This is a genomic window from Pseudoalteromonas sp. TAP-3C (genome assembly GCF_059888565.1).
Window position 1 is genome coordinate 2,105,744 of record NZ_CM187618.1, and the last position, 12,803, is coordinate 2,118,546.

Sequence of the window (12,803 nt, forward strand, 5' to 3'; positions counted from 1 at the left end):
TTAACAGCGGCGTGAATAATACGAACCAGCCCCTACTTCGTCAAGGGCTTTTTTGTTTTTTTACCGGTTTTTTAGTCATCTGACATCGAAAGGTTTAAAATTTCACCTGATTTGTCATTTTTTGAGCCGTTTTCTGCTTCTGTCTTTTTTTGCGGGTCTGGTTTATTTAATTCAACTGCTTTCTTTTTTTTTAAAAAAGCAAAATTAGGTTTTAGTTTTATGGGTTTATTTTGTACAAAAACACGAATGCATAACCACCCAATAAATAAAATCGCTAAATTTCCACTAATAATTAACCCTATCATTAATCCTGTGGCCATTACTTTTGGTTTTTCGATTGGAGGTGGGATGTTATCTGGCTCCTTTACTATAACAGTTGGGACAGCTGGAATTTCTGGAATAACCTCAATCGGTCTTTTAATTTCAAACAAATAAGTTGGCAAGGTCGCCATAAACTCTCTGTCGTTCACTGTTGAACCAAAAACAGATATTTCAATATTGTAACGCCCCCATCCGTAATTTTGCAGAGCAAGCTCCCTAGTTGCGGTGTTATTGGCATCTAAGTAAAAAATTTGCTCTTCATTGTTGGGATAATAAATTTTCCCTTGCATAATCACAGTTTCAGGTTTTAGTAACTTTTCATCAATATTTATAGTAATACGATGATCATCCCCTTCCTCTAGTGCTTCAACAGAGCTAAAGCTAAAAGGCGGTTCATACACAACAATGGGGTCTTGAACGACGCGCCGCTCAATATTATCTGTTGTAATATATAGCTCTGGACGCCACTCACCTGGTGTAAAGTTAAAAGTAAACTCCCCCGTGAATACACCATCTTTAGCACTTTCATCAAACCCATAACCATCATCTTTAAATTCTGTAACTTGCTGTATCCCCGCGCCAAAATTTCCAAATTTTTCATTATTCGTACTTACAAAACTAACATTGAGCGATACCGCATCTTTAAATAGGTTTGCACGGATAGGCTTACCATCATTTAATATTTCACCCGTTACTTTTACTGTTTCACCTTGAAAAAGAATATTAGGTAATGGGTCAACCTTGAGTGACAGTTCGCCAACAACCACAATTCGACTTTCTGGCATTATTTGGCCAATCACTTGCCATGGTCCAGCCATAGGATTACGAATAATGACAAGATCATAATTTAATTCATCGTACCAGTCTAAGCTTGTGTCTCTTACAGCGCTTGTAGCATAATACTTGCTGCCATCAGGTCTGACTAAAATGACTGCGGGAGAGCCAGCACGCCTAAAAAACATCAGTGTAATTTCATCAATTTTATCATCAACACGAAAACGATTATCTAATAGCGGGATTTCATTTTGTTTACCAATGCCTTTTAACTCTTCTACTTGTTTAACGCACTGCACGTCGCCTGAAAAAAAAGTGACCGTTATAAACAGTGAAACTAATAATAGCGTTTTCATCATCATGTTTTATTCAGCGCGCCATAAACAATGACCGCCCTCCTTTTGTACAATGTCTAAACGCGCTTGGTGAGCACTTTGCTCCGCATCACTCGCTGCAATAACAACTAAAGGTGCGCGTTCGCTATTTAAACGCCTAAGACTCCCCTTTTGATCTTCACTTGAGTCATCTTTATTTTGATTAAGATTTAGCTTTACTTGCCCCCCAGTCATCGCTAGGTAAACATCGGCTAAAATTTCAGAATCCAGTAAGGCGCCGTGTAATGTTCGCTTAGCGTTATCAATATCATAGCGGCGACAAAGTGCATCTAGGTTGTTCTTTTGCCCTGGGTGTAAGTCACGCGCCATTTTAAGGGTATCGAGTACACCACAAAATGCATTCGTTTTGGGATATCCTTGATTAAGCAACGAAAATTCATTATCCATATGGCCAATATCGAACGGCGCATTATGAATAACTAACTCAGCCCCTTTAATATAGTCAAAAAACTCTTGGGCAATATCACGATAAAGCGGTTTGTCGCGTAAAAATTCATTGGTAATACCATGAACATCGATGGCTTCTTCTTCAATGCTGCGCTGCGGATTGATATAAACATGAAAGTTATTGCCGGTTAAACGACGATTAATTAGCTCCACACAGCCGATCTCAATGATACGATGCCCTTGTTTAGGGTCGATGCCGGTGGTTTCTGTATCTAAAACTATTTGTCTGCGTGCCATATCGAATTAAGCCTGACTCTGGTATCTTTCTATAATTACTTTATTGTACATAATATCAAGGTAAAACAGTGCAAAAAACCGTAGAGATTTACACCGATGGTTCGTGTTTAGGTAATCCAGGCCCCGGTGGTTATGGTGTTTTTATGATTTACAATGGCCATGAAAAAAAAATGAGCCAAGGTTATAAGCTTACAACCAACAACCGCATGGAAATGCTAGCCGCCATTATTGCGCTAGAATCATTGAATCGCGCGTGTCCTGTAATCTTAACAACTGACAGCCAATATGTGAAACAAGGCATAGAATCTTGGATAGCTAACTGGAAAAAGCGCGGTTGGCAAACTTCAGCTAAAAAGCCAGTTAAAAATGTCGATTTATGGAAGCGCCTCGACAAAGCCTGTGCCGAGCACGCTGTTACTTGGAAATGGGTAAAAGGTCACAGTGGCCACAAATATAACGAAATCGTTGATGATCTTGCCCGTGATGCAGCCGGCAGTGACAACTTACTTGATGATGAAGGTTATCAGCCCTAAAGTGTAACATCACACTATTTTTTATTTTGCTGGTAATGTTGCTTTGATGTTTGCCTTAATCCCACGCCTTTAATTGGCGCAAATTGTGGCCGTGCATGCCACTTAGGTTTAATTGGCGTAAGGGGTGCAACACGCTTTTGGGCTACCAGCAAATACACACTGCCCATGGGTTTTAAATACTGCTTGGTAAAGCTGCGCCAAAATGCAAACCGCGACAACCGATTCCCTCGCGCTAACGACGAATAAATAAAACGTTCATCAGCAACAATTTCAAATCCGAGTAAATTGAGCCAGTCTTTTACCCGGGCAGGAGTAAAAAAGCGCCCAGTCCACGGTAACTTTTGTCGACTAAATGGCAGTAATTGCGCTAACCCACAAAAACTAAACGGATTAAAGCCGGTAATCACAAGGTAGCCACCAGGGATAAGCGTACGATGAGCCTCACGTAATATATGATGCGGGTCTGAGTGATACTCTAAACAATGACTCATAATACACGCATCTATACTGTGCTCATAAAAAGGAAGCTCGTCTATATCGGCCACTACGCCGGTATAAGGGCCCGGCTCGGCAACGCATACCTGATGTTTAATGGTGCTTTTACTGGTGTCTAACTCGCCACTTAAATTGCCGAGCTTGAGCATATGGTAGCCAAACATACGCGGTAACCAAGGCGATAATTTGCGTTCTATATCACAACGTAAATAATCACCATGCGGAAACTGTCGCCATGACAACGGTTTAGGACCTTCTTGAAAACTAAGGGCTGGTTTCATTGTATAAGCTCGTTATAATATTAATTAAATACCACTTTATAGAGCAACAAGCCATGGTGCAAGTCAAAGCAATTAAAGCCTTTTCTGATAACTACATTTGGTGTTTAACCACCGAACAAAATAATCAAGCATGGGTAGTTGACCCTGGACAGTCAGCGCCGGTTATAGAGCATTTAGCACAGCATAACTTGACCCTTGGTGGCATTTTAATTACCCATCATCATTATGATCATACCGATGGCGTAGCTCAATTAGTAAAGCAGTATCCAAACATTGCAGTTTACGGCCCAAGTAACAGCCCATTTGAGGGAATAACAGCACCTTTAAATGAAGGCCAAACAATTAACGTTTTAAGCACTCTCTTTGAAATTATTGCTACACCTGGCCACACCCTTGATCATATTTGTTATACTAATGAAGAACTTGCTTTCACTGGCGACACATTATTTAGCGGTGGTTGTGGGCGTCTATTTGAGGGCACTGGCGAACAAATGTGGCATTCATTTAATAAATTACGCGCCCTGCCAAGTGATTGCAAAGTGTATTGCACCCATGAATATACCCAAGCGAACTTGGCCTTTGCAAAAGCGATTGAACCACAAAATCCTGATCTACTCGCCTTCAGTGAGCAGGTTGATAAATTACGCAATAACGATGAAATAACCTTGCCAAGCACCTTAAGTCAAGAGCTTAAAATTAACCCTTTTATGCGTAGCAATTTGCCAAACATTACAGGATTAATACCAAAAGAATATTGTTTAGTTACAAAAAATAGTGAACCTTGGGAAAACTTTGCTAGTCTGAGGAAGTTCAAAGATCATTTTTAAACTAGGGCCTTATGTGGACTCCTAATAATAAAAAAACGATTAGTTAACAAACAAGAAGTTAACATTTTCTAATCGTATTTGTTTGGTATTTTTAACGCTCATAAGTGGCAATGTTGACTCATTATGGGTAGTATTCGCCGAGTTTTTTACCCTATGCATTGGTATTTATGAAGAAATCGCCGCTTTTATTGGTCTTAGCCATGTCGCTAAGCGGTTGTCAAACACTGACAACATTAAACACAGATTCACAAAATCACGCCCAAGATCAGCTTGAAGGCGCCAGTCCAAATGATATTAGCACGGCGCTAATGATGAACGCGCAATATCAAAAAGTGAACGACATCGAAGAAGAAGCCCCCGTGTTTGACGATGTTTGGGAGCGTATTCGTTACCAATTATCAATCGATATTCCACAAAACCGCCCCGTTGTTGCAGAGCGCAATTACTATGCGCGTCATCAAGCATATCTAGATCGTATTTCTAAACGTGCTGAGCCCTATTTACATTACATTGTGGAAGAAATTGAAAAGCGTGAAATGCCCATTGAAATTGCACTTCTACCCATAGTAGAAAGTGCGTTTGACCCTTACGGTTATTCGCATCGCACCGCATCGGGTATTTGGCAATTTATGCCTGCTACCGGTGAACGTTTTGATTTAAAGCAAAACTGGTGGTATGACGGCCGTCGCGATATCGTGCAATCAACCCGCGCAGCACTTGATTATCTGTCGTACTTACACAAAACCCTTGAGGGTGACTGGCTAAACGCCATTGCAGCTTATAACTCAGGTGAAGGCCGCTTACTGCGCGCGATTAAAAAGAATCGTAAAAAGCATTTACCTACCGATTTTTGGTCACTGGATTTACCCCGTGAAACCACTGCCTACGTGCCAAAATTATTAGCATTAGCCGATTTATTAAAACGCGCTGATGATTTTAATGTCTCATGGAAGCCTATTATTAACGCGCAAGTGGTTGAAGTGGTCAATATTGAATCACAGATTGATTTAGCGCTGGCTGCCGATATGGCCGATATGACCCTCACCGAGCTGTATCGATTAAACCCAGGATTTAACCGCTGGGCAACCGACCCTGATGGTCCACACTTTTTGTTAATTCCCACCGACAAAGTAGAGCAGTTCACAGAAAAGCTCGCCTCTACTGATGTTAAGAACCGCCTTCGTTGGCAACAATATAAAGTAAAGCAAGGCGATAGCCTATCGGTGATTGCAAATAAATTCACCACTAGCATAGGTGCAATAAAGTCGTTAAATAAGCTTAATTCAAACGTGATTCGTGTTGGCCAACAAATTTTAGTACCACTTACTGATGGTAAAATTAACAGTGAACATTTGCCTCAGCAAGTACGTGCGGATGCCAATAAACGCTTACGAACTAAACTTTCACATGCAGTAAAAAGTGGCGATACTTTGTGGGATATAAGCCGCGAATACGATGTCACTATGGATGAATTAGCGAAATGGAATAAACTGAAAAAAAATGCGACACTTCGCTTAAATCAAAAATTAATTGTTTATAAATCAGCGAATCAACCTAAAGAATCTGCGAATAACACCAACCGTACTATTACCTATAAAGTACGAAGAGGTGATTCTTTAGCACGTATAGCGTCTAAGTTTAACTTAACGGTAAGCGATATCATTAAATGGAATAACCTTGCTGGGCAAAAATACTTACAGCCTGGGCAAAAGCTTAAATTAAAAATTGATATAAGAAGTAGCTGATCCTTATTTCATTAACCCCTTAAATAAAAAGAGCGCATGCGCTCTTTTTTTATTCCAAGTAAAATGCGGTTTAGCTTACAATACCCAAAGGTTTTGCACTTTGCCATGCGCCGCGAGTAAAGTCAGGAATATCTATTGACCGGCTACGCTCACTCACCGATTGGGCTGATAACGGCGAAATAACCGACCATGCTGCGCCATCGTAAACGTCCTGATCGAGCGGTTCGCCGTTTCTTAAGCAATAAATCATGCGCCAAAACATTAAAAAGTCCATGCCACCATGGCCACCATTGCGCTGTGCTTCTTCACCCATTTTTATCCATAAGGGATGGTCGTACTGCTCATACCATGCATTCATATCATAATCCCACTCATGAAAGCTTTTTGAGCCACCAGTTTCAAGGGCAATACGATTAGGAAAACCGGCAAACACGCCATTCGTGCCTTGTATTAAGTTATGCCGAGAGTAAGGCCGAGGAGTTGTTGTATCATGCTGTACCATTATACTGCGCCCTTTAACTGTTTTAATCAACGTGGTGTTCATATCACCGGCAATATAATTGAGTTGATTGCGAGGATGGTCGGCAGCAAATTCACGCTCTGCATAAGCGCTTCTGCCTAGTGAAGGAGAGCTCATCGAGGTTAAAAAGTCAAACCGATCACCCCGGTTTATATTCATGTATTGCGATACTGGCCCTAACCCATGGGTCGGGTATAAATTACCGTCACGCTTTGCATGCCATTGGGTACGCCACGAGCCCGTTTTATGCTCCAGCTCTTTCATTTGCCAGCGCAGCTCATGAATATACGCCGCTTCGCCATGCAATAACTCACCCAATACACCTTGGCGTACCATATTCAAAACCATTAACTCATCGCGGCCATAGTTAACGTTTTCCATCATCATACAGTTTTTTTGAGTACGCTCTGCGGTATCTACAATTTGCCACATTTCATCCACAGTTAGCGCCAAGGGCACTTCAACAAACGCGTGCTTTGCACTGTTCATGGTATCGATAGCCATAGGTGCATGCCATGCCCACGGCGTTGAAATAATAACAATATCTATATCTTCTCGTTCGAGCATTTGTTGATAGGCGTGTTCACTGCCACCATATAACGCCGGTTTAGCTACCCCTTTATCAACTAAATAATTGCTCGCTCTAGTACCTCAGCGTGCGTATCACAAATAGCGACTATTTGCGTACCTTCAATATGGCTCATGCGCTTTACATGGCCATAGCCGCGCTCACCCACACCAATAAAACCCACTCTCACCACATCCATTTTAGGGGCAACTAAACCAATAACACTGCGCACTTGTTGTATCGGTGCGCTTGAATTAACACTACCGCTTGATGCGCAACCACTCACTACACCTGCTGCGGCAGCAACACCGGCTGCTTTTAAAAAATCCCGACGATTAAATTGCTTCATAACTTTATCCTTATTATTGTTATTTTTAACTTACCTAAAGACAGCTAACGGGTAAATAGGTGAAGAGGCAAGTTGCATAAAAATAAGTTTAAATGCTCAATTATTTTTGCTAACTTCACCGCCGAATAAACCGGTTTAATGGGTTCAGCGCAGTTTGCCTCTGGTGAGGTGATGCCAACAAAGAACATGGTTGCTCTACTAAATATTGATGGTATGAACGTACTCGATAGTACCGACTATATTTTACAGTACGGTAAAGACCTCTCGACTATGGAAAACTTTTTAGCTCGCGCAGCTAAAGGACAAGGACATCAAGTTAAAATGGATCCTCGTCCACAAAATGGCTTATTTTTTAGAACGGATCATTTTTCACTCGCAAAACAGGGAGTGCCAAGCTTACTGTTTATGAGCCTAGGTGATACCGATCCTGACTACATCACTCATAAATACCATAAAGAAGCTGACGACTATTCTGCTGATTGGTCATTAGACGGGGTAAAACAAGATATAGAACTTATTGTTGATATAGCCTCACAACTGGCGAATAACGGCGATTGGCCTAAGTGGATAAGCGAGTCTGACTTTAAAACTAAACGTTTAGCAGATAAGTAAATAACTTAAGCTGCGGATAATAAAAAAGCAGTCGAGAAACGACTCGGCTGCTTCTAACTATATTGTTAATCATTGTGCGTATTTATTACTGAACCTTCACGAACCCTTCTTTTGAAAGCTGCGCGTTGCTATTAACATCTAGAAAATGTTTTCATAATGTAATTCCTTCATTGGGTTGTGCGATAAAAGCGATGTGCTTTATCACGTTTTTGCTAAATACATCGTAGGTATTGCAACTTCGGTGCCATGTTTTTAAAGTTGTTTAAAAACATGTAGTTAAAATTATTTCGAACAATATTAATAAAAATAAACCATGATTTTGTTGCTTTTTAGCAACAGCTGCTGGGGCTTAAATAAATAAACGTTTAAAATCAATTAGTTAAATTTTAATAAAAAGAGACACAGAAATGAAAAAACCGAGATAATCATGTTTAGAGCAATTGCGTGAATAAACCGACTCTGAACACATGCGCCATGCTTACTTTAACGATAGAGAATAAGATAAATAAATCATTGATATATAAATAATAGAATAAAATTTCTATTACTTTTATAAATAATTTTGAAGAACGATTTAAAAACTATCGTTTTGTTGCTAAATGGCGAATTGAGATAAAACAAACTGTAATAGAGGGGGTCGCTAACAAGGTGTTGGTCTAAAAATAAGTAAACTAGTCGATCATACTCATAAGGGCTATGAGCATGAGTAATGTGCTTTAAACAGTCTGCTTTATTTCCAACCTTGCAGCCATTTTTGGTGATCTTTTAAATCGCGCCACTGGATTGGGTATTGGTTTTTTGACATTACCGCCTCAGTGATACATTCAACGACGTTGCCGTCTTCATCAAACTCAACCTCAACAATAATAAAATGTTTTTCTTTATTAATTGCGGGGATCGCTGTCCATTTACTATTGAGCAGTTTTTTAGGGTTTAATTTATTCATACTACGCCTTCTAAGTTTTCTGCTTGAGCATACGCATCAGAGCCACTTTTAGTTTTATTAATCCGATATTCAAGACACTAATAACGTGCCTTTATACATTTGCATTTGGCAATGAAAAGCATATTCACCCACTTTAAGTGCTGGCAGCTCAACAGTATTATTTTTCCCCATAGCGAGCGTTTTACTGATATCGAGTGTAGGAAACACTACCGTTTCGGCGCATGGGGCGCTGTCTTGTCGATTAAACGTCAGCGTTACTTTTTTATCAGCTGCCACTTTAATATGGGCAGGAGAATAAACACCGTTATTAACCACTATCGTTAGTGTGTTGTTATTGCTTTGTACTTGTTTAGGTTTATATAGCCAAAACCAGTAAATAATAACCGCAATTAACAACGCACCGAGTAGATTGATCGTCAACATAATGCGACTCCTATTTATAAAATTACGATTTACTGGGTTTAAAAAAGCGCAGGCGATTGGCGTTTGTAACCACCGTCAGCGATGACAGCGCCATAGCAGCGCCTGCAACAACCGGGTTGAGTAATATGCCAAAAAATGGATATAACAGCCCGGCAGCAATTGGAATACCTGCCACATTGTAAATAAATGCACCAAATAAATTTTGCTTAATATTGACGATAGTGGCATTACTAACCGCAATGGCATCGCCAAGACTCTGTAGTGAGCCACGCATTAAGGTGATATCGGCGCTCTCTATCGCCACATCGGTGCCAGTGCCAATAGCGAACCCAACATCGGCCTGTGCCAGTGCCGGCGCATCGTTTATACCATCACCGGTCATACCAACTATTTCACCTTTAGCTTGGCGTTTGGTTACTTCACTGGCTTTGTCATCAGGCATGACTTGGGCAATAAAGTCCTTAATACCGACTTTGTTAGCAACGGCTTTAGCGGTAGCTTGATTATCACCGGTCAGCATAACAACATGGATACCTTTGTTTTGCAGACGTTTAATGGCCTCTGCTGAATCGTCTTTTATCGGATCGGCTACTGCTATAATGGCTTGTAGTTGAGTATCAATGGCAAAATACATTGGCGTTTTAGCGGCGCTGGCTAATTGCTCAGCTTGCGCTTTTGCCTCTGCAATGCTGATATTGTGTTGGCTCATAAGCGCTTCATTGCCAAACAATAAAGTTTGTCCATTGAATGTGCCTGTAACACCTTGCCCGGTGACGGCGTTAAAATTACTGACTTTTTCAACCGTTATATTTTCATTTTTAGCATAAGTTACAATAGCTTGCGCTAAAGGATGCTCCGAGTCGCTTTCAAGACTAGCGGCAAGCTTAAGGATGTGTACTTTATCGCTGTCATTAAAATTAATGATATCGGTAACAGTGGGTTTACCTTCGGTGATCGTGCCGGTCTTATCTAAAATCATGGTGGTTATTTTAGAGGTAGTTTGTAGCGCTTCTCCATTACGAATAAGTATTCCCGATTCAGCGGCTTTACCTATCCCAACCATAATTGACATAGGGGTTGCTAAACCCAGCGCACACGGACAGGCAATGATAAGCACAGTGGTCACGGCCACTACCGCATAAGCAATACTCGGCTCGGGGCCAAAGTTAAGCCAAGCAAGGCCCGCGAGCACCGCAATAATCATTACGGTAGGCACAAATACGCCGGATATTACATCGGCTAAACGCCCTATGGAAGGTTTAGAATTTTGTGCACGTTTAACCATATTAATAATATTGGCAAGTGTGGTTTCACTGCCAATATGGGTGGCTTTAAATAGCAAGGTGCCACTTTTATTAATGCTGCCTGCAACAAGGGTATCACCCTCACTTTTGTTGACTGGCATAGGCTCACCCGTGAGCATTGACTCATCCACAGAGCTGCTACCTTCAATGACTTCACCATCCACGGGGATTTTTTCACCAGGGCGCACCCGAAGCACATCGCCTTTAATAACTTCGCTTATATCTATGTCTTGCTCTTTGTTATCACGTACTACGCGAGCGGTTTTTGGCTGTAAGCCAATTAAACGCTTTATCGCCTCTGAGGTACGTCCTCGCGCTTTTACTTCAAAAGCAAGGCCCAGACTAATTAAACCGATGATCATCGCTGAGGCTTCAAAATAAACATGCCTAGCCACCTCGGGTAACACGTTTGGCGCAATGACTACCACCATAGAATATAACCACGCGGTCCCTGTCCCCAGCGCAATCAGTGTATCCATATTGGCGGTGTGGTTTTTAAATGACTGCCATGCGCCGTTGTAAAACTGTTTACCCGCAATGGCCATAACGACTAAAGTAACTATACCAACAATAAACCAGCCAATGCGCTGCGCGTTAGTGGTGACACTCATATCAAAAATAAGTCCATAAAACATTAATGGCACGCCAACGCCTAGCGCTAATACCATATTCCGCATTAGCTTTTTATAGTGTGCGTTATCGGCTTGGGCTTTTTCATCTAGCGCGTCTTGCTCCGACTCGCTATTCATTGGCTGAGCCTTGTAACCTATATTTTCGACTGCTTCAATTAGCTCTGCTGATGGCGCATTACCTTCAACTTGCACACTGCGATCAGCAAAATTCATTTCAACACGCTGTGCACCTGATACACTTTTTAGCGCTTTTTCTATTTTGGCCACGCAGCTCCCGCAATTAGCGCCTTCAATCAAAAAGCTTTGCGTTGCTTTATCTTTACTCATAACGCCTCCTTGGGTTTTTAGGTTCATTGAGTGGGTCAACAAAAGTCTCAATTAAACTACATATATCACCACTTAGTACACCATCACTTGAGTTTTCCCATTGTTTGACTGCCGCTTGCATTCGTGTGCGTAATTTAAGTGTTTCTTGAAAGTGCTGCTCTGTTTCTTCAAGTCGCTTCGCTATTAATTGTCGTGTCAGTGGACACGGACATTGCCCTTGCTCCGACTGAGCAACTATTTGCTGAATATCTTTAATAGAAAAACCAAGTTGCCGTGCACTCATAATAAATTTTAAACGCTGTTGATCGGCTGTGGTATACACTTGATAACCGTTTTCCTCACTACGAATAGGGGTTAGTAGTTTTATTCGTGTGTAATGGCGCACAGTGTCTTGGGTTACCCCCATAGTGTTAGCTAATTGCTTTACGTACATCATTAAACCTCTGACTATGTAATGACAATATAATAGACCTATGTGTAACACACAGGTCAACAATTAATTAAGCACACGTTTAATATCACTAATTAAACACGCGACTGGGCGTTTGGAAAAAAGTTAAGTTGAAAAAATAAGCAGTGATAAAAGTAATACCTTACCCATATTAATATCCTTTTTGTATTTAAATTAACGATATAGCCACATGTTCAATAAGTGTTGTAAATGGGAACAGTCAAAAAAGCAAAAAAGCCGAATAACACGCATCTATTCGGCTTTTAATCGTCTAGGCGAACAATTAATCTTTTTCGATATTATCGAGCCCTTTCGTTCCATCTTTAGCTTTGAGCTTATGATGAATAGCGGTTTTAATTAACATATACCCACTAATCGGCGCAGTAATTAGCAAAAATATAGTAATCAATATTTCTTTTACACTTAAGCCACTGACTGAATTAGCAAAAAACACCATCGCCGCTATGAGTATACTCGCCATTCCTAAGGTAGTGGCTTTAGTTGGGCCATGTAAACGCATAAAAAAGTCGGGTAGTTTAATTAAGCCAATTGAGCCAATTAAAATAAATAATCCACCTAATAACAGTAAAATTGATACAATCCATTCAGTTATCAT

At 40.8% G+C, this 12,803-nt stretch carries 11 protein-coding genes and 2 pseudogenes; 4 read left to right on the top strand and 9 right to left on the bottom strand.

The annotated features are described in order from the left end of the window. Positions 1 to 71 precede the first annotated feature (71 nt). Entirely contained in the window at positions 72 to 1,451 is a 1,380-nt protein-coding gene (locus AC6H44_RS09945; RefSeq protein ID WP_500738420.1) for a TIGR03503 family protein, read from the bottom strand. A gap of 9 nt (positions 1,452 to 1,460) precedes the next feature. Beyond that, positions 1,461 to 2,174 carry a DNA polymerase III subunit epsilon gene (gene dnaQ / locus AC6H44_RS09950; protein ID WP_500735283.1) on the bottom strand — a complete coding sequence of 238 codons (714 nt, stop codon included), beginning with the start codon at positions 2,172 to 2,174 and terminating at the stop codon, positions 1,461 to 1,463. A gap of 68 nt (positions 2,175 to 2,242) precedes the next feature. On the opposite strand from dnaQ, the gene rnhA reads away from it, so the two are divergent. Then, positions 2,243 to 2,707 (top strand): ribonuclease HI, encoded by a 465-nt coding sequence (rnhA, locus tag AC6H44_RS09955; protein ID WP_500735284.1) that lies wholly within the window; start codon positions 2,243 to 2,245, stop codon positions 2,705 to 2,707. Between the two features lie 14 nt (positions 2,708 to 2,721). Here rnhA and AC6H44_RS09960 read toward each other — a convergent pair whose 3' ends face one another. Then, a complete protein-coding gene (locus AC6H44_RS09960) occupies positions 2,722 to 3,483 on the bottom strand; it encodes a class I SAM-dependent methyltransferase (RefSeq protein WP_500735285.1) in 762 nt (253 codons plus the stop codon). A gap of 53 nt (positions 3,484 to 3,536) precedes the next feature. On the opposite strand from AC6H44_RS09960, the gene gloB reads away from it, so the two are divergent. Next, entirely contained in the window at positions 3,537 to 4,310 is a 774-nt protein-coding gene (gene gloB, locus AC6H44_RS09965) for a hydroxyacylglutathione hydrolase (RefSeq protein WP_500738422.1), read from the top strand. A 167-nt stretch (positions 4,311 to 4,477) separates the two neighbouring features. Next, on the top strand, positions 4,478 to 6,055 hold the full coding sequence (locus AC6H44_RS09970; protein ID WP_500735286.1) for a lytic transglycosylase: 1,578 nt from the start codon (positions 4,478 to 4,480) through the stop codon (positions 6,053 to 6,055). Positions 6,056 to 6,125: 70 nt separating this feature from the next. Here the strand turns inward: AC6H44_RS09970 and AC6H44_RS09975 are convergent. Then, a pseudogene (locus tag AC6H44_RS09975) lies at positions 6,126 to 7,492 on the bottom strand (Gfo/Idh/MocA family protein). A gap of 87 nt (positions 7,493 to 7,579) precedes the next feature. Here AC6H44_RS09975 and AC6H44_RS09980 point away from each other — a divergent pair. Next, positions 7,580 to 8,104: pseudogene (locus tag AC6H44_RS09980) on the top strand (M28 family peptidase); the annotation flags it as partial. Positions 8,105 to 8,834: 730 nt separating this feature from the next. On the opposite strand, the gene AC6H44_RS09985 reads toward AC6H44_RS09980, so the two are convergent. The 5 genes from AC6H44_RS09985 to AC6H44_RS10005 form a co-directional block, all read right to left on the bottom strand. Next, positions 8,835 to 9,050, bottom strand: coding sequence for a TIGR02450 family Trp-rich protein (locus AC6H44_RS09985; protein ID WP_500735287.1), 216 nt, complete (start codon positions 9,048 to 9,050; stop codon positions 8,835 to 8,837). 69 nt (positions 9,051 to 9,119) lie between these two features. After that, positions 9,120 to 9,473 (bottom strand): cupredoxin domain-containing protein, encoded by a 354-nt coding sequence (locus tag AC6H44_RS09990; RefSeq protein ID WP_500735288.1) that lies wholly within the window; start codon positions 9,471 to 9,473, stop codon positions 9,120 to 9,122. 22 nt (positions 9,474 to 9,495) lie between these two features. Further along, the gene (locus AC6H44_RS09995; RefSeq protein ID WP_500735289.1) at positions 9,496 to 11,736 is read right to left on the bottom strand and encodes a heavy metal translocating P-type ATPase; all 2,241 of its coding nucleotides are present in this window, start codon (positions 11,734 to 11,736) and stop codon (positions 9,496 to 9,498) included. Beyond that, positions 11,729 to 12,169 (bottom strand): MerR family transcriptional regulator, encoded by a 441-nt coding sequence (locus AC6H44_RS10000; protein WP_500738423.1) that lies wholly within the window; start codon positions 12,167 to 12,169, stop codon positions 11,729 to 11,731. Before AC6H44_RS10000 ends, AC6H44_RS09995 begins: the two co-directional genes overlap by 8 nt. Positions 12,170 to 12,470: 301 nt before the next feature. After that, a complete protein-coding gene (locus tag AC6H44_RS10005; protein ID WP_500735290.1) occupies positions 12,471 to 12,803 on the bottom strand; it encodes a Na+/H+ antiporter subunit G in 333 nt (110 codons plus the stop codon).

Bases quoted from the DNA above. Each gene is read 5' to 3' on its own strand.
- AC6H44_RS09945 (WP_500738420.1), bottom strand. From the start codon at position 1,451: ATGAAAACGCTATTATTAGTTTCACTGTTTATAACGGTCACTTTTTTT.
- dnaQ (WP_500735283.1), bottom strand. From the start codon at position 2,174: ATGGCACGCAGACAAATAGTTTTAGATACAGAAACCACCGGCATCGAC.
- AC6H44_RS09960 (WP_500735285.1), bottom strand. From the start codon at position 3,483: ATGAAACCAGCCCTTAGTTTTCAAGAAGGTCCTAAACCGTTGTCATGG.
- gloB (WP_500738422.1), top strand. From the start codon at position 3,537: ATGGTGCAAGTCAAAGCAATTAAAGCCTTTTCTGATAACTACATTTGG.
- AC6H44_RS09970 (WP_500735286.1), top strand. From the start codon at position 4,478: ATGAAGAAATCGCCGCTTTTATTGGTCTTAGCCATGTCGCTAAGCGGT.
- AC6H44_RS09985 (WP_500735287.1), bottom strand. From the start codon at position 9,050: ATGAATAAATTAAACCCTAAAAAACTGCTCAATAGTAAATGGACAGCG.
- AC6H44_RS09990 (WP_500735288.1), bottom strand. From the start codon at position 9,473: ATGTTGACGATCAATCTACTCGGTGCGTTGTTAATTGCGGTTATTATT.
- AC6H44_RS09995 (WP_500735289.1), bottom strand. From the start codon at position 11,736: ATGAGTAAAGATAAAGCAACGCAAAGCTTTTTGATTGAAGGCGCTAAT.
- AC6H44_RS10000 (WP_500738423.1), bottom strand. From the start codon at position 12,169: ATGTACGTAAAGCAATTAGCTAACACTATGGGGGTAACCCAAGACACT.
- AC6H44_RS10005 (WP_500735290.1), bottom strand. From the start codon at position 12,803: ATGATAACTGAATGGATTGTATCAATTTTACTGTTATTAGGTGGATTA.